Below are 18,402 nucleotides of genomic sequence, written 5' to 3'. Positions count from 1 at the left end.
AACCGGACGCCCGCCCCCACGCTCTAGAGGGGCCGCAGGGCGCCGCCGTCGACGGGGATCATCACACCGGTCAGGTAGGAGGCGGCGGGGGAGAGCAGGAAGGCCGCGACCTTGCCGAACTCCTCCGGGGTGCCGTAGCGGCCGAGCGGGATGGTCGCGACGGCCTGGGCGCGGGCGCCGTTCGGGTCGCCGCCCAGGGAGTCCAGCTCGCGCACCCGGTCGGTGTCGATCCGGGCCGGGAGCAGGCCCACCACCCGGATGCCGCGCGGGCCGAGCTCGTCGGCGAGGGACTTGGCGGCCATCGCCAGCCCCGGGCGCAGGCCGTTGGAGATGCCCAGGCCGGGGATCGGCTGGCGCACCGAGCCGGAGAGCACGAAGCCGATCACACCGCCCTCGCCGAGGGCTGCGGCGGCGGCGCGGGCGAGCCGCAGCGCGCCGAGGAAGACCGACTCGAACGCGTCGCGCCAGGCCTCCTCGGGGGCGGTGGCCACCGGGCCAGCCTGGGGGCCGCCGACGCTGATCAGAATGCCGTCGAGCCGGCCGAAGTGCCCGGTCGCCTCGGCGATCAGCCGTTCGGCGGTCGCCGGGTCGGCGTTGTCGGCGGCCAGACCGTGGGCCGTCCCGGCGCCGCCGATGGCGTCCAGCTCGGCGACGGCGGCGGCCACGGACTCCTTGCCGCGCCCGCTGACCAGCACCCGGGCTCCGTCGGCGGCCAGCTCCCGGGCGGCGGCGAAGCCGAGGCCCCGGGTGGCGCCGGTGGCCACGTACACCTTGTCCTTCAGTCCAAGATCCATGGGGACCATCCTGCCGGGTGGCGGGCGCGAGGGGGAGGGCTCTGGGGGCTGGGACGGGGTGACGTGGCGCCGGGGGCCGAGGGGCGGCGGGGCCGGGGGCGGGCTGGCGTTGACGTCCGGGTCAAGGTCTACCGTCGGTCCCGGCGGCGTGCGGAGGCGGGCCGGGAGAGCGGGTGCGGGGATGCGGATCGGGGAGCTGGCGGAGCGGGCGGGGACGACCACCCGGGCGCTGCGGTACTACGAGCAGCTCGGTCTGCTGCCGGCCCGCCGGGCGGGCAACGGCTACCGGGCGTACGACGAGGAGGACCTGCGGCTGCTGCGGCAGATCCGGACGCTGCAGGACTTCGGGTTCGGCCTGGAGGAGACCCGCCCGTTCGTGGAGTGCCTCCAGGCGGGCCACCCCGAGGGCGACTCCTGCCCGGCCTCGCTGGAGGTGTACCGGCGCAAGCTCGCCGAACTGGACGAGTGCATCGCCCGGCTGCAGGACGTCCGGGCCCGGGTGGCCGGGCAGTTCGACCGGGCGGTACGGGCCCGGGACGGGCTGGCGGCCGAGCCCTCCGGACAGCCGCCGCGCTGTGAACTGGCGAACGAATGGGCGAAGGAGTAGACGATGGTGCAGATCCCAGGGGTGCCCGCGGTGACGGACGACACGTTCGCCGCGGAGGTGCTGGCGGCCGAAGGGCCGGTGCTGGTGGACTTCACGGCGGACTGGTGCCCGCCGTGCCGGATGATGGCGCCGGTGCTGGCGGACGTCGCCCGCGAGGAGGCGCACCGGCTGCGGGTGGTCAGCGTGGACGTGGACCGCAATCCGCGTACCCAGGCGGCGTACGGGGTGCTGTCGATGCCGACGCTGATGGTGTTCCGCGGCGGCGAGCCGGTGCGCTCGGTGGTCGGCGCCCGCGCCAAGGCGCGGCTGCTGCGCGAGCTGGAGGACGTGCTGTAGGCGGTACCCCGGGGCGTTCCCCGGGGCCGGGGCCTCGGGCCGGGGCCCTCAGGCCGCCGGTACGGCCTCGACCGGCACCTCGGCCTCGGCGGCCTGCTTGGCCCGGTCCTTGGCCTCGCGGCGGGCCAGCACCCCGACCCCGACCGGGATCATCGCGGTGAACAGCCACCACTGGATCGCGTACGCCATGTGCGGGCCGATGTCGGAGTGGTTGGGCTCGGGGATCAGCTCGGGCTGGTCGGCGGGGGCCGGGGTGGTGGCGGTGAGCTCCAGGTAGCCGCCGAGCACGGTGGTGACGCCGGTCTCCTTGGCCTGCTGCTCGGTGTTGATCAGGTTGAACTGCCGGTCGGGCAGGCCGGCGCGGTCCTTGATGCCGCTGCTGCCCGTGGTCTCGTCGGCACGCATCCGACCGGTGAGGGAGACCTCGCCGGTCGGGGCGGCCGGGACCGTCGGGTAGGCGGTGGCGCCGCCGTCGCCGGCCACCCAGCCGCGGTTGACCAGGATGCTGCCCCTGCCGTCGGAGAGTTCGAGCGGGGTGATGACGAAGTACCCGATCGTGTCCCCGCTGGAGTCGGTCCGCTTGCGGACGACGAACTCGTGCGCCGTGTCGTACTGCCCGGTCGCCGTCACCGGGTGCCAGATGAGGTCCTTGGGCACCGCGAAGCCGGGGGCCGACGACACGGTGTCGAACGGCACCGGCGCGACGGTGAGGGCCTTGCCGATCAGATCGTTCCGGGCCACCCGCGCCTCGTGGCGGTGCAGCTGCCAGAAGCCCAGCTCGATCGTCGCGGGGATCAGCAGCAGCGCGATCAGCATGGTGATCAGCCACTGGCGGGTCAGCAGAAAACGGTACACATGGGCACGGTACGCCGACTTCACATCCGGCTCACGCACCGGGGTGCGGGGCGACTTCGCGGAGCAGTTGGAGGAAGGCGTCCTCGCCGACCACCGGCGTGCCGACCTCGCGGGCCCGGCGGGCCTTGCCGCTCCAGCTGTTCGGCTCGTTGGTGACCAGCAGGCTGGTGAGCCGGCTCACCGAGGTGGCGATGTGCAGGCCGGCCTCGGCGGCGCGGTCCTCCAGCAGCTCCCGGTCGGTGGCGGTGTCGCCGGTGAAGGCCACCCGCATGCCCTGCACCAGCGGCTTGCCGTCCTCCCAGCGCCCCGGGTTGGGGTACGGGCAGGGCGGGCGCTTCTTGGCCTGGCGGTAGGCGGCGCCCGTCCAGGAGGCGCGGCCGGGGGTGGCGGGCTCGTCCTCGCCGAGGTCGGTGACGGCCACGCAGGCCTGCATCGGCAGCGGGACGCCGCCCTGGCGGGCCAGGTGCAGGCTGGGGCGGAACGCCTCGGCGAGCACCCGGGCGTCGTCCAGGGCGTTGTGCGCGTGCTGCTGGCGGACGCCGAAGTGGGCGGCGAGCGAGGACAGCTTGCCGTTGGGCAGCGGCAGCCGCAGGTCGCGGGAGAGCACCATGGTGCAGATCCGCTGCTCGACGGGGGCGCGCAGGCCGGCCCGGGAGAACTCGCGCGAGATCATGTTCCAGTCGAAGAGCGCGTTGTGGGCGACCAGGACCCGGCCGTTCAGCCGGTCGGCGAACTCGTCGGCGATCTGCGGGAAGGTCGGGGCGCCGGAGAGCAGCTCCGAGGTGAGGCCGTGGATCCAGACCGGGCCCGGGTCCCGCTGGGGGTTGACCAGGGTGTACCAGTGGTCGGTGACCTCGCCGTCCGGGTCCAGCTGGTAGACGCCCGCCGAGATGACGCGGTCCGAGCGGCCGAGGCCGGTGGTCTCGACGTCGACCACCGCGAAGCCCTCGGCGGGGGCGGCGGTGCGCTGGGCGGGGACCTGGACGGTCCGCGGCGCGCCGTACGTCTCGGGCTGGATCGGTTGCATGGTCCAACAGGATAAGCGCCGCCGGGCCCGCGTCCGGTCGAAATGTTCCGGCCGAGCGACCGGAATAGAGTATTCCGCATAGGCGTCGCCTATCCGGTCGACGCCATCCACCGGCTGTCGACACCCCCCGACGGCCGACTCCGTAAGGACGAACTCCCATGCGCGCCACCGTGATCCACGGCCCCAATGACATCCGGATCGAAGAGGTCCCGGACCCGGTGATCCAGTACCCGACGGACGTCGTGGTGCGGGTGGTGAACGCCTGCATCTGCGGCAGCGACCTGTGGGCGTACCGCGGGGTGGCCCAGCGGGTGGCCGGGCAGCGGATCGGGCACGAGTTCCTGGGCGTGGTCGAGGAGGCGGGCGCCGAGGTGCGCGGCTTCGCGCCGGGCGACCTGGTGGTGGCGCCGTTCGTCTGGTCGGACGGCAGCTGCGACTTCTGCCGGGAGGGCCTGCAGACCTCCTGCCCGCACGGCGGGTTCTGGGGCCAGGTCGGCTCCGACGGCGGCCAGGGCGAGGCGGTGCGGGTGCCGTTCGCGGACGGCACGCTGGTGAAGCTGCCGAAGGAGGCCGCGGGCGACGAGAAGCTGCTGCCGGGGCTGCTGGCGCTGTCCGACGTGATGGCCACCGGGCACCACGCCGCCGTGTCGGCGCGGGTGCGCCCGGGCGTGACGGTTGCCGTGGTCGGCGACGGCGCGGTGGGCCTGTGCGGCGTGCTGGCGGCGCACCGGCTGGGCGCGGACCGCATCATCGCGCTGGGTCGGCACACCGCCCGCACCGACCTGGCCCGGCGCTTCGGCGCGACTGACGTGGTGGCCGAGCGCGGCGAGGCCGCGATCGAGGCGGTGAAGGAGCTGACCGGCGGCCAGGGCGCGCACGCCGTCCTGGAGGCGGTCGGGACCGAGGAGTCGATGCGCACGGCCGTCTCGATCGCCCGGGACGGCGGCGCGGTGGGCTACGTCGGCGTTCCGCACGGCGGCAGCGCGGGCGTCGACATCGGTCAGATGTTCGGCCGAAACGTTTCGCTCAACGGCGGCGTCGCCCCGGCCCGCGCCTACATCCCCGACCTGCTGCCGGACGTCCTCTCCGGGGCCATCGAGCCGGGTCTGGTGTTCGACCGCACGGTGGGCCTGGACGGTGTCCCGGACGGGTACCGGGCGATGGACGACCGCTCGGCGCTGAAGGTCCGGATCGCTTTCTGACGATGCGTCAGAAGGGGCGGCACTGCTGGACGGTGTCGCCCCTTCGGCATGTGGCGGCGGTGTTGTGAAGTGGCACGAGTGGTGGTTTTCGGCCAATTGGATAGCACGAGAGGGTGAACGACTGGCTGATCGCGGTCAACCCCTTTCGGGGCGGGCGCGACGCTCCTAGCATTGCGCGGCGCGCACACGGATTGTGACGCCCCTCACGTCCGATCGTTCCCCGCGTGCGACCGCTACGCCGAAGGAGTGAGGAGAGACAGAGTGGATTCGCCGCCGATCACCACTACCCCTACGGAAGTCCAACTCATCGATGAGAGCGAGGAGTTCCGTACCCTGAGGCGCTCGTTCCGGAGCTTCGCCTTCCCGGTCACCATCGGCTTCGTGCTCTGGTACCTGCTCTACGTGCTGCTCTCCTGCTACGCGCCCGGCCTGATGGGCGCCAAGGTCGTCGGGCACATCAACGTGGCCCTGGTGCTGGGGCTGCTGCAGTTCGTCACCACCTTCGCCATCGCCGCCTGGTACGCCCGCTACGCCGACCGGCGGATCGACCCGACCGCCGCCGCGATCCGCGAGGCCCACGGCGCCGTCGTCCACGCTCCCCGGGAGTCCGCCGAATGAGCCTGCTCGCCAGCTCCGCCACGGAGCACCGCGGCATCACGATGACCCTCTTCGGGCTGTTCGTGCTGGCCACCCTCGCGATCACCGTCTGGGCCGGGCGGCAGACCAAGGACGCGGCCGACTTCTACGCCGGCGGCCGCGGCTTCACCGGATTCCAGAACGGCCTGGCCATCTCCGGCGACTACATGTCCGCCGCGTCCTTCCTCGGCATCGCCGGCGCCATCGCGCTCTCCGGCTACGACGGCTTCCTCTACTCGATCGGCTTCCTGGTCGCCTGGCTGGTCGCGCTGCTGCTGATCGCCGAACCGCTGCGCAACTCCGGCCGCTTCACCATGGCGGACGTCCTCGCGTTCCGGATGCGCCAGCGCCCGGTGCGCACCGCGGCGGGCGTCTCCACCATCGTGGTGTCGATCTTCTACCTGCTCGCCCAGATGGTCGGCGCCGGGACGCTGGTCGCCCTGCTGCTGGGGGTCAACGGGGACGCCGCCAAGCGCTGGACCATCGTCGCGGTCGGCGCGCTGATGGTCGTCTACGTGGTGATAGGAGGCATGAAGGGCACCACCTGGGTGCAGATCGTCAAGGCCGTGCTGCTGATCGCCGGCACCGCGCTGATGACCGTCCTGGTGCTCGCCAAGTACCACTTCAACCCCTCGGAACTGCTCGGCGCCGCCGCCAGCGCGAGCGGCAAGGGCGCGGCCTTCCTCGAACCGGGGCTGAAGTACGGGGCCAGCGACACCAGCAAACTCGACTTCATCAGCCTCGGGATCGCGCTGGTGCTCGGCACCGCCGGCCTGCCGCACATCCTGGTCCGCTTCTACACCGTGCCCACCGCCAAGGCGGCCCGGAAGTCGGTGCTCTGGGCGATCGGCATCATCGGCGTCTTCTACCTGATGACCCTGGCGCTCGGCTTCGGCGCGGCGGCGCTGGTCGGCCCCAAGGCGATCAAGGCGGCCAACGCCTCCGGCAACACGGCGGCCCCGCAGCTGGCCGAGGTGCTCGGCGGAGGCTCCGGCACCACCGGCGGCGCGATCCTGCTCGCGGTGATCTCCGCCGTCGCCTTCGCCACCATCCTGGCCGTGGTCGCCGGACTCACCCTGGCGTCCTCCGCCTCCTTCGCGCACGACCTGTACGCCAACGTGATCCGGCGCGGCAAGGCCACCGAGAAGCAGGAGGTGCTCTCGGCGAAGTGGGCCGCCGTCGCGATCGGCGCGGTGGCCATCGTGCTCAGCCTCTTCGCGGGCAAGCTCAACACCGCGGCCCTGGTCGCCCTGGCCTTCGCGGTGGCCGCCTCGGCGAACCTGCCCACCCTGCTCTACTCGCTGTTCTGGAAGCGCTTCACCACGTCCGGCGCGGTGAGCTCGGTCTACGCCGGTCTGATCAGCTCGGTGGTGCTGGTGGTCTTCTCCCCGGTCGTCTCCGGCGCGAAGACCTCGCTGTTCCCGGACATCGACTTCCACTGGTTTCCGCTGGAGAACCCCGGCCTGGTCTCCATCCCGATCGGCTTCCTGGCCGGGTGGATCGCCACCCTGCTGTCCAAGGACCGACCCGACCCGGCGAAGTACGCTGAACTGGAGGTCCGGGCGCTGACCGGGCTGGGCGCCCACTGACCAGGCGCCCACCGACCGACCGGCGATGACTATGCTGGCCCGGCCCGCCGTGACGGTGGCCGGGCCGGCCGCATTCTCGGGAAGGGACGCACGTGCTGCTCGACACCTTCGGACGCCAGGCCGTCGACCTGCGGGTATCCCTCACCGACCGGTGCAACCTCCGTTGCACCTACTGCATGCCGGAGGAGGGCCTGAGCTGGCTGGCCAAGCCCGAGCTGCTGACCGACGAGGAGATCGTCCGGCTGGTCACCCTCGCGGTGCGCGACCTGGGCGTCCGAGAGGTCCGCTTCACCGGCGGCGAGCCGCTGCTGCGCCCCGGCCTGGTCGCCATCGTCGCCGCCTGCTCGGAGCTGGAGCCGCGCCCCGAGCTGTCCCTCACCACCAACGGCATCGGGCTGGCCCGTACCGCGACGGCGCTGCGCGAGGCCGGGCTCGACCGGGTCAACGTCTCGCTGGACACCCTCGACCCCGAGGTGTTCCACACCCTCACCCGCCGCCACCGCCACCAGGACGTGTTGGCCGGGCTGGCCGCCGCCGAGACCGCCGGGCTGGCGCCGGTCAAGCTGAACGCGGTGCTGATGCGCGGGGTCAACGACCACGAGGCGCCCGACCTGCTGGCCTGGTGCCTGGAGCGCGGCTACGAGCTGCGCTTCATCGAGCAGATGCCGCTGGACGCCCAGCACGGCTGGGACCGCTCCGCGATGGTCACCGCCGAGGAGATCCTCGACCTGCTCGGTGCGCGGTTCGCGCTCACCCCGGAGCCGTCCGCCCGCCGGGGCGCGGCACCCGCCGAACGCTGGCTGGTGGACGGCGGCCCGGCCCAGGTCGGCGTGATCGCCTCCGTCACCCGCCCGTTCTGCCGGGCCTGCGACCGGACCAGGCTGACGGCCGACGGGCAGGTGCGCAACTGCCTGTTCGCGACCGGGGAGACGGACCTGCGCACCGCCCTGCGCTCGGGCGCGGACGACGCCGAGCTGGGCGCGCTGTGGCGGGCGGCGATGTGGGGCAAGAAGGCCGGGGCCGGGATCGACGACCCGGAGTTCCACCAGCCCGAGCGGCCGATGTCGGCGATCGGCGGCTAGCCGGTCCCGCGAGGTCGGGGCGTCTCGGACGACCCGGACGACCCGGACGGCTAGGACGACTAGGACGTCTCCGGGGTCCAGTCGGCGAAGGCGACGACCTCCTTGAGGAAGCCGCGCACGCTCAGGAACTGGGACAGGTGCTCGCGGTGCTCGTCGCAGGCGAGCCAGGTCTTGCGGCGGTCCGGGGTGTGCAGCTTGGGGTTGTTCCACACCAGCACCCAACGGGCGTTCGCCCGGCAGCCCTTGGCGGAGCAGATCGGCGTCTGCGGGGTGTCCATCGGGTCGTCCTCAGCGCTAGGCGGGTGGTCTGCACCGCCAGTGTTTCACGTGCTCCGCGCGGCCCGGAGTGAGCCCGCCCGGATCCGGGCATGGCGACGCCGGGCAGCCACGGGGGGAGCCGCCCGGCGTCGGTCCGTCGCTCCGACGGGGGATGCGGAGCGCGTACGCAGTATGTCACGCCAGGGGCCTCGGTTGGGGAGGTCTTGCATGATTAATCTGAGCTTCTTCTGAGCTTTCTTCGAGCCAGATTTTCTCGAAACGGCGCGAAACGGACGGTCAGTTCGAGCCCTGTGAAGGATCGGTGGCAGCGGTCTTTGCCCCTCCTGTACCAGGGGCCCCATCTGCCCCACCCCTCCCGCCCGTCCCACCGGGGCCGAGCATCAGCGGGGTGTCCAGCGGGATGTCGAAGGTGCTCGGCAGCCCCGGCGCCCGCTCCCGGCCCGCGTTGGCGATCAGGACGGCGAAGTACGGCAGCAGCACGGCGCCGGCCAGCGCCGCGAACGCCAGCCACCGCTGGACGTCCCACAGCACCACGGCGAGCAGCACGCAGACCGTCCGGAGCAGCATCGAGACCACGTAGCGGCGCTGCCGCCCGCGGACGTCCTCGGTGAGGCTGCTCCGCGCTCCCGTGATCCGGTGGACCTGCTGTCCACCGTCGGCGCTCTTGCCCATGTCGTACCGCCCTCGTCCACGCTCCCGCGCGACTCGCCGCGCGGCCTCCTCACGGTACGCCTGGGCAGCGGGGACGACGAGACCGGGTGGGGCGGACCCACCCGGTCGGGTGTGCGAGGGGACTGTCCGGCCGATCGGGACGGGTAATCGGGACGGGTAGTCGCAACGGTGGGGTGAGGGCCTCACGACCGCCGGGAGAGGAACTGCGGCGGGACGGCGTCGGTGAGCCAGACACCGTTGTCGCTGATCCGGAACTCGTGGCCGGCCGCCGCCATCGCGGCCGCGTTCACGGTGAGCACCACCGGGCGGCCGTGCCGGGCACCGACCCGCACCGCCGTCTCGGTGTCCGCGGACAGGTGGACGTCCTGCCGGGCCATCGGGCGCAGGCCCTCCCGGAAGATCGACGCCAGGTGGCGGTCGGCGGTGCCGTGGTAGAGCACCGGGGGCGGCACGGCGGCGGCCAGGCCGAGGTCGACCGCCACCGTGTGGCCCTGGTTGGCGCGGATCGAGAGACCGTCCGCGGAGTAGCCGAAGCGGCGTTTGTTGTTGGTCGCCACCAGGTGGTCCAGATCGGCCCTGGTCAGCCGGTTGCCCTTGGCCGCGAGGGCCGTGAGGAGCACGTCGATCCGGACCCAGCCGGACTCGTCCAGCGTGACGCCCACCCGCTCCGGCTCGTGCCGCAGGATGCGCGACAGCATCTTGCTCGTCTTGACCAGCCGCTTCTCGTCCATCATGTCTCTCGTATCCCCCCGTTGGTCAGTGGCTATGAGGCCTGGCTGACCGAACTCATGTTGAAGTCCGCGACACGCACGGGTGGCATCGCGGTGCGGGTGAAGTAGTCGCTCCACTCGCGGGGCAGGCAGCGCTCGGTGCGGCCCGCCTCGGTGATCCGGTCCAGCAGGTCCACCGGGGACTCGTTGAACCGGAAGTTGTTGACCGCGCCGACTACTTCGCCGTTCTCGACCAGGTAGACGCCGTCCCTGGTCAGACCGGTGAGCAGCATCGTCGCCGGGTCCACCTCGCGGATGTACCAGAGGCAGGTGAGCAGCAGGCCGCGCTCGGTGCGGGCGATCATCTCGTCCAGGGTCGGCGCGGTGTCCTGGCCGGCCGTTTCCAGCACCAGGTTGTCGCCGAACGGGCGCAGCGGCAGGCCGGTGAGTCCGGCGGAGTGGCGGCTGGTGACCAGGTCGGTCAGCACGCCCTCGCGGATCCACTCGGTGGCGTCGATCGGCAGGCCGTTGTCGAAGACCGAGACGTTCCCGCCGGTCGAGTGCGCGAGGACGAACGGCGCCGACTCCAGGCCGGGTTCGGCCGGGTCCGTGCGCAGCGTGAGCGGCAGCCCGGCGAGCTTGTCGCCGATCCGGGTGCCGCCGCCGGGCTTGGAGAAGACGGTGCGGCCCTCGTGGGCGTCGCGGCCGACGGCGGACCAGGCGAGGCAGAGCATCAGGTCGGCGACGGCCGAGGGCGGCAGCAGCGTCTCGTACCGGCCGGCCGGCAGGTCCACCTTGCGGGCGCCCCAGCCGAGGCGCTTGGTCAGCTCGGTGTGCAGGGCGGTGACGTCCACGTCGGAGAAGTCCCGGGTGGCGGCGCCGGCCCAGGCGGAGCCGGACAGGTCGGCGGTCTTGGCGTTGATCTCGACCATGCCGGTCGGCTGGTCGTGGCGCAGCCGCAGGCCGGTGGAGGTGCCCAGGTAGCTGCTGGTCACCTCGTGCCGGGCGAAGCCGTACAGCAGTTCGCCCTGGGCGGCGGCCCGGGCGAAGGCCTCGCCGAGGGCCGGGCCGAAGGCGTCGAACACCGCGATCGAGGTCTCGGCGGGCGGCCGGGTGAAGTCCGGGGAGGACGGTCGGTCGGCCACCAGCGGCTGGGCGTCCTCGGCCGGGCCGGCCGCGCGGGCGGCCTCCTCGGCGGCGCGGACCAGGCCCTCCACCTCGTCCGGGGTGACGGCCTCGCGGGAGACCACACCGGAGGCGGTGCCCTCGGCCCCGGCCACGGTGGCGATCACGGTGAGGCGGCGGCCGCGGGTGACGCCGTTGGTGGTCAGCGAGTTGCCGGCCCAGCGCAGGTTGGCGGTGGACTCCTCGTCGGCGATCACCACGCAGCCGTCGGCGCGGGAGAGGCCGAGTGCCAGCTCGACCAGTTCGTGGGGCTGCATCGCGGTCATCAGTGACCCGCCTCCTGCTGGGTGTTGAGCACGTTGACGTTGCGGAACAGCGCCGACGGGCAGCCGTGGCTGACCGCCGCGATCTGGCCGGGCTGCGCCTTGCCGCAGTTGAAGGCGCCGCCGAGGACGTAGGTCTGCGGGCCGCCGACCGCCGTCATCGAGCCCCAGAAGTCGGTGGTGGTCGCCTGGTAGGCGAAGTCCTTGACCTGGCCGGCGAGTTCGCCGTTCCTGATGGCGTAGGCGCGCTGGCCGGTGAACTGGAAGTTGTAGCGCTGCATGTCGATCGACCAGGAGCGGTCGCCGACGATGTACAGGCCGTTCTCCACCCCGGCGAACAGTCCCTCGGTGTCCGGGCCGCCGGCGGCGGGCTGGAGCGAGACGTTGGCCATCCGCTGCACCGGCACGTGGGCCGGGGAGTCCGCGAAGGCGCAGCCGTTGGAGCGCCCGAAGCCCTTCAGCTCGGCCATGCCGCGGTCGAGCTGGTACCCGACCAGGGTGCCGTCCTTGACGAGGTCCCAGGACTGGGTGGCGACGCCCTCGTCGTCGTAGCCGATCGTGGACAGGCCGTGCTCGGCGGTGCGGTCGCCGGTGACGTGCATCAGCTCGGAGCCGTACCTGAGCGAGCCGAGCTGGTCGAAGGTGGCGAAGGAGGTGCCGGCGTAGGCGGCCTCGTAGCCGAGGGCGCGGTCCAGCTCGGTGGCGTGGCCGATCGACTCGTGGATGGTCAGCCAGAGGTTGGACGGGTCGATGACCAGGTCGTAGCGGCCGGCCCGGACGCTCGGCGCCTTCATCTTCTCGGCCAGCAGGGTGGGCAGTTCGGCGAGTTCGGCGTCCCAGTCCCAGCCCGCCGCGGGCAGGCCCCGGCCGTCGGGGGACGGCCCCCGGACGCCCGTGAGGTACTCGAAGCCGCGCCCGACCGGCGGGGCCAGCGTGCGCATCGAGTCGAAGGCCCCGGTGCGCTCGTCCACCGAGGTGGCCTCCAGCGTGGGGTGCAGCCGGATCCGCTGCTGGGTGGTGACGGTGCCCGCGGTGTCCGCGTAGAACTTGTTCTCCTGGACGGTCAGCAGGCTCGCCTGGACGTGCGAGACGCCCTCGGCGGCCAGCAGCCGCGAACTCCACTCGGCGAGCAGCGCGGTCTTCTCCGCGTCCGGCACCTCGAAGGGGTTCACCTCGTACGAGGAGACCCAGGTGGCGTCCCGGTACACCGGCTCGTCGGCCAGCTCGACCCGCTCGGCGGAGCCGGCGGCCCGGCTGATCCCGCCGGACAGCCGGGCCACCGCGACGGCCTGCTCGGCGACCCGCGCCGCCGCGTCGGTGGTGAGGTCCACCCCGGCGGCGAATCCCCAGGCGCCGTCCAGCAGCACCCGTACGGCGAAACCGAGTTGCACGCTGTCGGAGGTGCCGGCCGGGCGGGCGTCGCGCAGCCGCCAGGAGGCGCTGCGGACCCGCTCCAGGCGGAAGTCGGCGTGGGTGGCCCCGAGTTCGCGGGCCCGGGTGAGGGCGGCGTCGGCGAGGGTGCGCAGCGGGAAGGCGAGGAACAGCGGGTCGACGGCGCGCCCGTGCGGGGCGCCGACGCTGTCGGCCGGAGGGATCGGAGGCAATCGTGCTCCCTGGTCGCGGAGGGTGGCGGTGCGGCGCCACACAGGGGCGCCCGCACCGCATCATGGCCGGTCCAGGGGGTTTCGGCCAGCGCATTTCGGCCGGTGCGCCGCTGTGGTGGCCGGTCGGTCAGCCGACGATCTCCCACCAGCCGTCCAGCTCCGGCGGGTTGTCCACGTCGACCCGCTCGCCGGGGCGCGGCACGGCCAGCGGGACGGCCTGCGCCTTGGCCTCGACCAGCAGCCGCTCGATCGGCTCGGCCCACGGGTGCAGGCCCAGGTTGAAGGTGCACCAGTGCACCGGCACCAGCAGGCCCGCCTGGAGGTCGCGGTGGGCGCGCACGGCGTCCTCGGGCGTCATGTGGATGTCGGCCCAGGCGGCGTCGTAGGCGCCGATCTGCACCAGCGCGGCGTCGAAGGGGCCGTGCCGGTCGCCGATCCGGGCGTAGCCCTCGAAGTAGCCGGAGTCGCCGGTGTAGAAGACCTTGCGGTCGGGGCCGGCGATCACCCAGGAGCCCCACAGGGTGGTGTTGCGGGTCAGGCCGCGGCCGGAGAAGTGGTGCGCCGAGGTGAGGGTGAGCACCAGGTCGCCGAGGGTGCAGGTCTCGTCCCAGTCCAGCTCGATGATGCGGTGCTCCGGGACGCCCCAGCGGCGCAGGTGGCCGCCGATGCCCAGCGGCACCGCGAACGGCGCGGACTGGCTGCGCACCAGGCGCTTGACCGTCGCCATGTCCAGGTGGTCGTAGTGGTCGTGCGAGATCAGCACGGCATCGACCTGCGGCAGCTCCTCCAGTTCCACCGGCACCGGGTGCAGCCGCTTGGGGCCGACGTGCGCGGCGGGGGAGCAGCGCTCGCTCCAGATCGGGTCGAGCAGCACCCGGGAGCCCTCGATCTCCACCAGCGCGGAGGCGTGCCCGTACCAGGTGATCGCCACGCCCTCGGCGGCCGGGCCGGGGCCGCCGGCGGGGCGGACGGTCGGTACGGGGTGGGCGGGGACGCGGCCCTCGCGCTCGAACAGCATCCGGCGGATGGTGCCGCGGTCGATGTCCGGGGCGGTGGTGGCCCGGGCCAGGGTGGAGGGGGCGTTGTGGAAGACGCCGTCGCGGTACTGCGGCGAGTCGCGCACCCGCTCCTCGTGCTCGCCGTCCGGCCGCCGGCCGAACGCCGCCGGCAGGTCGCGCAGCGACCAGGCGGCCGCTCCCAGGCCGGCCGCGAGGGCGGTCAGGGCCAGCAGCCGTCCGTTTCGGTGGGTGCTCCTGGGCCGTGCCTTGGTCATGCGCCCTGCCTTCGTTCCTCGCGGGACCCTTCGGGGGATCGGTACGGCCGGTCCCGGGTCGGCCCACACCACGGGGGCAACGGGTGCGCGGGGCCGTGTTGTTCCCGTACGGCGGCGCCGGCTCGGCTCCGGCGGCGGTTCGGTCGGGGCGGCTGAGCAGGTGCGGGGCGCTGCGGGTACGGATTGTCGGATTGCGACAGTTCCTCCGGTGCGGCGCTGTGGGAGCCCGATGCGCCGACACCGCCGACCGCCCGATAGCGTCACACTGCGTACGCGTTCCGACGTACGTCCGCACACACGGAGAGAGGTGGATCGTTGAGCCGCTCGGTTCTCGTCACCGGAGGAAACCGGGGCATCGGCCTCGCGATCGCCCAGGCCTTCGCCGAGGCGGGTGACAAGGTCGCCATCACCAGCCGCTCGGGCGAGGTGCCCGAGGCCCTGGAGAAGTACGACGTCCTCGCGGTGCGCTGCGACATCACGGACGCCGCGCAGGTCGACGCCGCCTTCACCGAGATCGAGGAGAAGCACGGCGCGGTCCAGGTGCTGGTCGCCAACGCGGGCATCACCAACGACACCCTGCTGCTGCGCATGTCCGAGGAGGACTTCACCTCCGTCCTGGACACCAACCTGACCGGCGCCTTCCGGGTGGTCAAGCGCGCCTCGAAGCTGATGATGCGCGCCCGCAAGGGCCGCGTCGTGCTGATCTCGTCCGTGGTGGGCCTGTCCGGTTCGCCGGGCCAGTCGAACTACGCCGCGTCCAAGGCGGGCCTGGTCGGCTTCGCCCGGTCGCTGGCGCGTGAGCTGGGCCCGCGCAACATCACCGTCAACGTGGTCGCCCCCGGCTTCGTCGACACCGACATGACCGCTGTGCTCAGCGACGAGCGCCGCGCGGAGATCGTCTCGGGCGTGCCGCTGGGCCGCTACGCGTCGCCCGCCGAGGTCGCCTCCACCGTGCGGTTCCTCGGTTCGGACGAGGCCGCGTACATCACCGGAGCCGTCATTCCCGTCGACGGCGGATTGGGCATGGGTCACTGAGCATGACTGGAATCCTCGAGGGCAAGCGCATCCTGATCACGGGTGTGCTGATGGAGTCCTCCATCGCCTTCCACGCCGCCAAGCTCGCCCAGGAGCAGGGTGCGGAGATCATCCTCACCGCGTTCCCGCGCCCGAGCCTGACCGAGCGGATCGCCAAGAAGCTGCCGAAGCCGGTCACCGTCCTGCCGCTGGACGTCTCCAGCGAGGAGGAGCTGGCGGGCATCGCCGACACGGTCCGCGAGCACCTGCCGACCCTGGACGGCATCGTCCACTCGATCGGCTTCGCCCCGCAGGACGCCCTGGGCGGCAACTTCCTGGACACCCCGTGGGAGTCCGTGGCCACCGCGATGAACGTCTCGGCGTTCTCGCTGAAGTCGCTGACCATGGCGCTGCTGCCGCTGATGCAGGACGGCGGCTCGGTCGTCGGCCTCACCTTCGACGCGCAGTTCGCCTGGCCGCAGTACGACTGGATGGGCCCGGCCAAGGCCGCCCTGGAGTCGACCAACCGCTACCTGGCGCGCTACCTGGGCGAGCGGGACATCCGCTGCAACCTGATCTCGGCCGGCCCGCTCGGCTCGATGGCCGCCAAGTCCATCCCGGGCTTCGGCGACCTGGCGGACACCTGGAACCACCGCTCCCCGCTGAAGTGGGACCTGAGCGACCCGGAGCCGGCCGGCCGCGGCATCGTCGCGCTGCTGTCGGACTGGTTCCCGAAGACCACCGGCGAGATCATCCACGTCGACGGCGGTCTGCACGCCATCGGCGCCTGACCGCTCCGCCGCACACCGCTGCCCGGCACCCTCGTGGGGGTGCCGGGCAGCGGCGTTCCGGCGTTCCAGGACTTTCCGGGGCGCCTCAGGCGTCGGCGGGGGTGCACGCGCCGATGGCGCGGCCGGCCTCGACGGAGGCGCGCTGGGCGTCGCCGGCCCGGATGGCGTCGAGGATGGTGGCGTGCCCGATGTAGCGCTCGGCGATCAGCTCGGGGCCGACGTCGTGCCGCAGGTGGGCGCGGGTGACCTCGCCGAGGTCGGCGTAGACGGCGGCCAGCACGTCGTTGTGGGCGGCGGCGACGACGGCCTGGTGGAACGCGGCGTCGGCCTGGATGAAGTCCTCGGCGTCGCCGGAGTGCCAGGCGCTCTCGCGGCGGCCCAGCGCGGCGTCCAGCAGGCCGAGGTCGCGGTCGGTGCGGCGGGCCGCGGCGAGGCCGGCCGCGGAGGTCTCCAGGGCGGCCCGCAGCTCGGCGACCTGCGCCTGGTCGGCGTCGGCGAAGCGGCGGTGCATGACCCCGGCCAGCTCGCTGGTGGCGAGCACGTAGGTGCCGGAGCCCTGGCGGATGTCGAGCAGCCCGTTGTGGGCGAGGGCGCGGACGGCCTCGCGGACGGTGTTGCGGGCGACGCCGAGCTGTTCGACGAGCGCGGCCTCGGTGGGGATACGTGAGCCGACGGGCCACTCCCCGGAGGTGATCTGGGCGCGCAGCTGCGCGATCACCTGGTCGGACAGCGGGGTGCGCCTCGGCGAGGACAGCGCCACGGGTACTCCTTGCGGCTACGGTTCGATGGACGGGGCCGGCGGGTGGGAGGGCCGGCGTCCGGTGGGGGTGCGGGTCGGCACATCATGCCAATTCGAAGGTGCGCCGATTCATCCCATCATTCTATGATGGTGCCCATGCCTCCCGCAGCAGACACCACCGCCTCCCCACGAACCGAGGCCCGGCCGCAGACCGAGCGGCCCTCCACACCCTCCTCCGGCAAGTACCTGGGCTGGCTGTTCGCCGTCGCGATCGCCGCCGCCGCCTTCAACCTGCGCCCCGTGGTCACCAGCCTCGGGCCGCTGCTCGACCAGGTCCGCGCCGACCTCGGGATGAACCCGACGCTCGCCGGGCTGCTCACCGCCGTCCCGTCGCTCTGCTTCGGCCTGTTCGGCTTCGCCGCGCCCTCGATGGCCCGGCGGATCGGCCCGATCGCCGTGATCACCGCCGGCATGGGCGCGATCACCCTGGGCGTGCTCTCCCGCTCCTTCGCCGGCGGTACCGCGGTGTTCCTGCTGCTGACGGCGCTCGCGCTGGCCGGTGTGGCGGTCTCCAACGTGCTGATCCCGGTGGTGATCAAGCGCTACTTCCCGGACAAGGTCGGTCCGATGATCGGCCTGTACTCGATGGCGTTGTCGGCCGGCACCGCGCTGGCCGCCGCCGTCACCGTGCCGATGACCAGTGCGCTCGGCGGCGACTGGCGCTACGGCCTGGGCGTCTGGGCCGGTCTCGCCGCGCTGGCCCTGCTGCTCTGGCTCCCGGTGCTGCTGACCAAGCGCGAGCGCGGCGAACGCGCGGGCGGGGCGGCCGCCGCCAGGCTGCCGATCACCCGCAGCCGGACGGCCTGGGCGATGGCCTGCTTCTTCGGCCTCCAGGCCACCGGCGCCTACGTGGTGATGGGCTGGCTGCCGAAGATCTTCCAGGACGCCGGTGTCGACAAGGGCACCTCCGGGGTGCTGCTCGCGGTGACCATGGTGATCGGCGTGCCGGTCTCCTTCGTGCTGCCCAACCTGGCCGCCCGCCGCGGCGACCAGCGGCTGTTCGTCGTCGTGCTGGCCGCCTGCGGCATCGCCGGGTACGCCGGGCTGGCGCTGGCCCCGGCCGGCGCGTCGTGGCTCTGGGCGGTCCTGGTGGGCCTGTCCAACTGCGCCTTCCCGCTGGTGCTGACGATGATCGGGCTGCGCGCCCGCACCGCCGGCGGCGTCGCCCAGCTCTCCGCGTTCGCCCAGGGCGTCGGCTACCTGATCTCCATCCCCGGCCCGATCCTGATCGGCCGGATCTACCAGATGACCGGCGAGTGGTACGGCCCGCTGGGCTTCCTGGCGCTGCTGCTGGTGCCGCAGATGCTGTTCGGCCTGCGGGCCGCGATGGCCCGGCACATCGAGGACGAGGCGGTCCACCCCGTGGCGCAGGTCAAGGCCTGACCAAGGGACGGCCAACCCCGAGGGGTCGGTGACCGACGGGCGTGTCCGGGGTGGAAGAATCCCGGACATGCCCGTTCTCGATCCCAACCCGACCGACGGCCGCAAGCAGCTCGGACAGATCGCCCTGGCGATCGCCGGCATCGTGGTGCTGGTGGCGATCATCGCCTCCGTCGCCGCCGCCATAGGCTGATCCGGTCCGTTCCCCCCCCCCCCCCCCCGCGTAGCACCGCCGTCCACCGGCCACCACCGTTTATCGGAAGGCCGGACGAACGGCGGATGATGACACCCGCCACCCCTGCGA

Annotated in this window: 20 protein-coding genes; 10 read left to right on the top strand and 10 right to left on the bottom strand. The window is 72.9% G+C overall.

The window, feature by feature from the left end; all coding sequences use genetic code 11:
• Window positions 1–23 precede the first annotated feature (23 nt).
• Window positions 24–794, bottom strand: a complete 771-nt coding sequence (locus ACIQVZ_RS05455) for an SDR family oxidoreductase (protein ID WP_402447410.1) — start codon at window positions 792–794, stop codon at window positions 24–26.
• A 181-nt stretch (window positions 795–975) separates the two neighbouring features.
• On the opposite strand from ACIQVZ_RS05455, the gene ACIQVZ_RS05450 reads away from it, so the two are divergent.
• Both ACIQVZ_RS05450 and trxA read left to right on the top strand, forming a co-directional pair.
• A complete protein-coding gene (locus ACIQVZ_RS05450) occupies window positions 976–1,401 on the top strand; it encodes a MerR family transcriptional regulator (RefSeq protein WP_350880255.1) in 426 nt (141 codons plus the stop codon).
• 3 nt (window positions 1,402–1,404) lie between these two features.
• Window positions 1,405–1,737, top strand: a complete 333-nt coding sequence (gene trxA, locus ACIQVZ_RS05445; protein ID WP_063349617.1) for a thioredoxin — start codon at window positions 1,405–1,407, stop codon at window positions 1,735–1,737.
• Window positions 1,738–1,785: 48 nt separating this feature from the next.
• Here trxA and ACIQVZ_RS05440 read toward each other — a convergent pair whose 3' ends face one another.
• Window positions 1,786–2,592 (bottom strand): SURF1 family cytochrome oxidase biogenesis protein, encoded by an 807-nt coding sequence (locus ACIQVZ_RS05440; protein ID WP_350880253.1) that lies wholly within the window; start codon window positions 2,590–2,592, stop codon window positions 1,786–1,788.
• A 31-nt stretch (window positions 2,593–2,623) separates the two neighbouring features.
• On the bottom strand, window positions 2,624–3,619 hold the full coding sequence (locus ACIQVZ_RS05435; protein ID WP_402447408.1) for a DEDDh family exonuclease: 996 nt from the start codon (window positions 3,617–3,619) through the stop codon (window positions 2,624–2,626).
• A gap of 158 nt (window positions 3,620–3,777) precedes the next feature.
• Between ACIQVZ_RS05435 and ACIQVZ_RS05430 the strand changes: the two genes are divergently transcribed.
• The 4 genes from ACIQVZ_RS05430 to moaA all read left to right on the top strand — a co-directional run bounded on the left by ACIQVZ_RS05430 (window position 3,778) and on the right by moaA (window position 8,128).
• Window positions 3,778–4,821, top strand: coding sequence for a zinc-dependent alcohol dehydrogenase family protein (locus ACIQVZ_RS05430; RefSeq protein ID WP_350880249.1), 1,044 nt, complete (start codon window positions 3,778–3,780; stop codon window positions 4,819–4,821).
• 261 nt (window positions 4,822–5,082) lie between these two features.
• Entirely contained in the window at window positions 5,083–5,439 is a 357-nt protein-coding gene (locus tag ACIQVZ_RS05425) for a DUF485 domain-containing protein (protein WP_063349620.1), read from the top strand.
• The gene (locus tag ACIQVZ_RS05420; RefSeq protein WP_402447405.1) at window positions 5,436–7,046 is read left to right on the top strand and encodes a cation acetate symporter; all 1,611 of its coding nucleotides are present in this window, start codon (window positions 5,436–5,438) and stop codon (window positions 7,044–7,046) included. Before ACIQVZ_RS05425 ends, ACIQVZ_RS05420 begins: the two co-directional genes overlap by 4 nt.
• A gap of 92 nt (window positions 7,047–7,138) precedes the next feature.
• Window positions 7,139–8,128: a GTP 3',8-cyclase MoaA gene (gene moaA / locus ACIQVZ_RS05415; protein ID WP_402447403.1), complete on the top strand. Its 990-nt coding sequence runs from the start codon at window positions 7,139–7,141 to the stop codon at window positions 8,126–8,128.
• Between the two features lie 59 nt (window positions 8,129–8,187).
• On the opposite strand, the gene ACIQVZ_RS05410 is transcribed toward moaA, so the two are convergent.
• From ACIQVZ_RS05410 to ACIQVZ_RS05385, 6 genes are all read right to left on the bottom strand, one after another.
• Entirely contained in the window at window positions 8,188–8,406 is a 219-nt protein-coding gene (locus tag ACIQVZ_RS05410; protein ID WP_350887676.1) for a hypothetical protein, read from the bottom strand.
• 277 nt (window positions 8,407–8,683) lie between these two features.
• Window positions 8,684–9,079 carry a DUF3099 domain-containing protein gene (locus tag ACIQVZ_RS05405; RefSeq protein WP_402447401.1) on the bottom strand — a complete coding sequence of 132 codons (396 nt, stop codon included), beginning with the start codon at window positions 9,077–9,079 and terminating at the stop codon, window positions 8,684–8,686.
• Window positions 9,080–9,261: 182 nt separating this feature from the next.
• A complete protein-coding gene (locus ACIQVZ_RS05400) occupies window positions 9,262–9,810 on the bottom strand; it encodes an RNA 2'-phosphotransferase (RefSeq protein ID WP_350887685.1) in 549 nt (182 codons plus the stop codon).
• Window positions 9,811–9,842: 32 nt separating this feature from the next.
• Window positions 9,843–11,240, bottom strand: a complete 1,398-nt coding sequence (locus tag ACIQVZ_RS05395; protein WP_350887670.1) for a metallopeptidase TldD-related protein — start codon at window positions 11,238–11,240, stop codon at window positions 9,843–9,845.
• Window positions 11,240–12,841 (bottom strand): TldD/PmbA family protein, encoded by a 1,602-nt coding sequence (locus ACIQVZ_RS05390; protein WP_402447399.1) that lies wholly within the window; start codon window positions 12,839–12,841, stop codon window positions 11,240–11,242. The genes ACIQVZ_RS05395 and ACIQVZ_RS05390 overlap by 1 nt, the downstream gene beginning before the upstream one ends.
• 127 nt (window positions 12,842–12,968) lie before the next feature.
• Window positions 12,969–14,114: an MBL fold metallo-hydrolase gene (locus ACIQVZ_RS05385; protein WP_350887668.1), complete on the bottom strand. Its 1,146-nt coding sequence runs from the start codon at window positions 14,112–14,114 to the stop codon at window positions 12,969–12,971.
• A gap of 315 nt (window positions 14,115–14,429) precedes the next feature.
• Between ACIQVZ_RS05385 and fabG the strand changes: the two genes are divergently transcribed.
• Together fabG and fabI are read left to right on the top strand one after the other, a co-directional pair.
• Window positions 14,430–15,149: a 3-oxoacyl-[acyl-carrier-protein] reductase gene (gene fabG, locus ACIQVZ_RS05380; protein ID WP_350887665.1), complete on the top strand. Its 720-nt coding sequence runs from the start codon at window positions 14,430–14,432 to the stop codon at window positions 15,147–15,149.
• A gap of 2 nt (window positions 15,150–15,151) precedes the next feature.
• Window positions 15,152–15,919, top strand: a complete 768-nt coding sequence (gene fabI, locus ACIQVZ_RS05375) for an enoyl-ACP reductase FabI (RefSeq protein ID WP_350887662.1) — start codon at window positions 15,152–15,154, stop codon at window positions 15,917–15,919.
• Window positions 15,920–16,004: 85 nt separating this feature from the next.
• Here fabI and ACIQVZ_RS05370 read toward each other — a convergent pair whose 3' ends face one another.
• The gene (locus ACIQVZ_RS05370) at window positions 16,005–16,679 is read right to left on the bottom strand and encodes a FadR/GntR family transcriptional regulator (RefSeq protein ID WP_350887659.1); all 675 of its coding nucleotides are present in this window, start codon (window positions 16,677–16,679) and stop codon (window positions 16,005–16,007) included.
• Window positions 16,680–16,814: 135 nt separating this feature from the next.
• Between ACIQVZ_RS05370 and ACIQVZ_RS05365 the strand changes: the two genes are divergently transcribed.
• Both ACIQVZ_RS05365 and ACIQVZ_RS05360 read left to right on the top strand, forming a co-directional pair.
• Window positions 16,815–18,101, top strand: a complete 1,287-nt coding sequence (locus ACIQVZ_RS05365) for an MFS transporter (RefSeq protein WP_350887656.1) — start codon at window positions 16,815–16,817, stop codon at window positions 18,099–18,101.
• 67 nt (window positions 18,102–18,168) lie between these two features.
• Window positions 18,169–18,291, top strand: coding sequence for an SGM_5486 family transporter-associated protein (locus ACIQVZ_RS05360; RefSeq protein WP_279634939.1), 123 nt, complete (start codon window positions 18,169–18,171; stop codon window positions 18,289–18,291).
• Window positions 18,292–18,402: the final 111 nt, after the last annotated feature.

Origin of the sequence: Kitasatospora sp. NPDC098663, assembly GCF_044760075.1 — a bacterium.
GTDB lineage: Bacteria > Actinomycetota > Actinomycetes > Streptomycetales > Streptomycetaceae > Kitasatospora.
The sequence above is the reverse complement of the archived record's forward strand: the minus strand, read 5'-3'. Positions and strand labels throughout refer to the sequence as shown.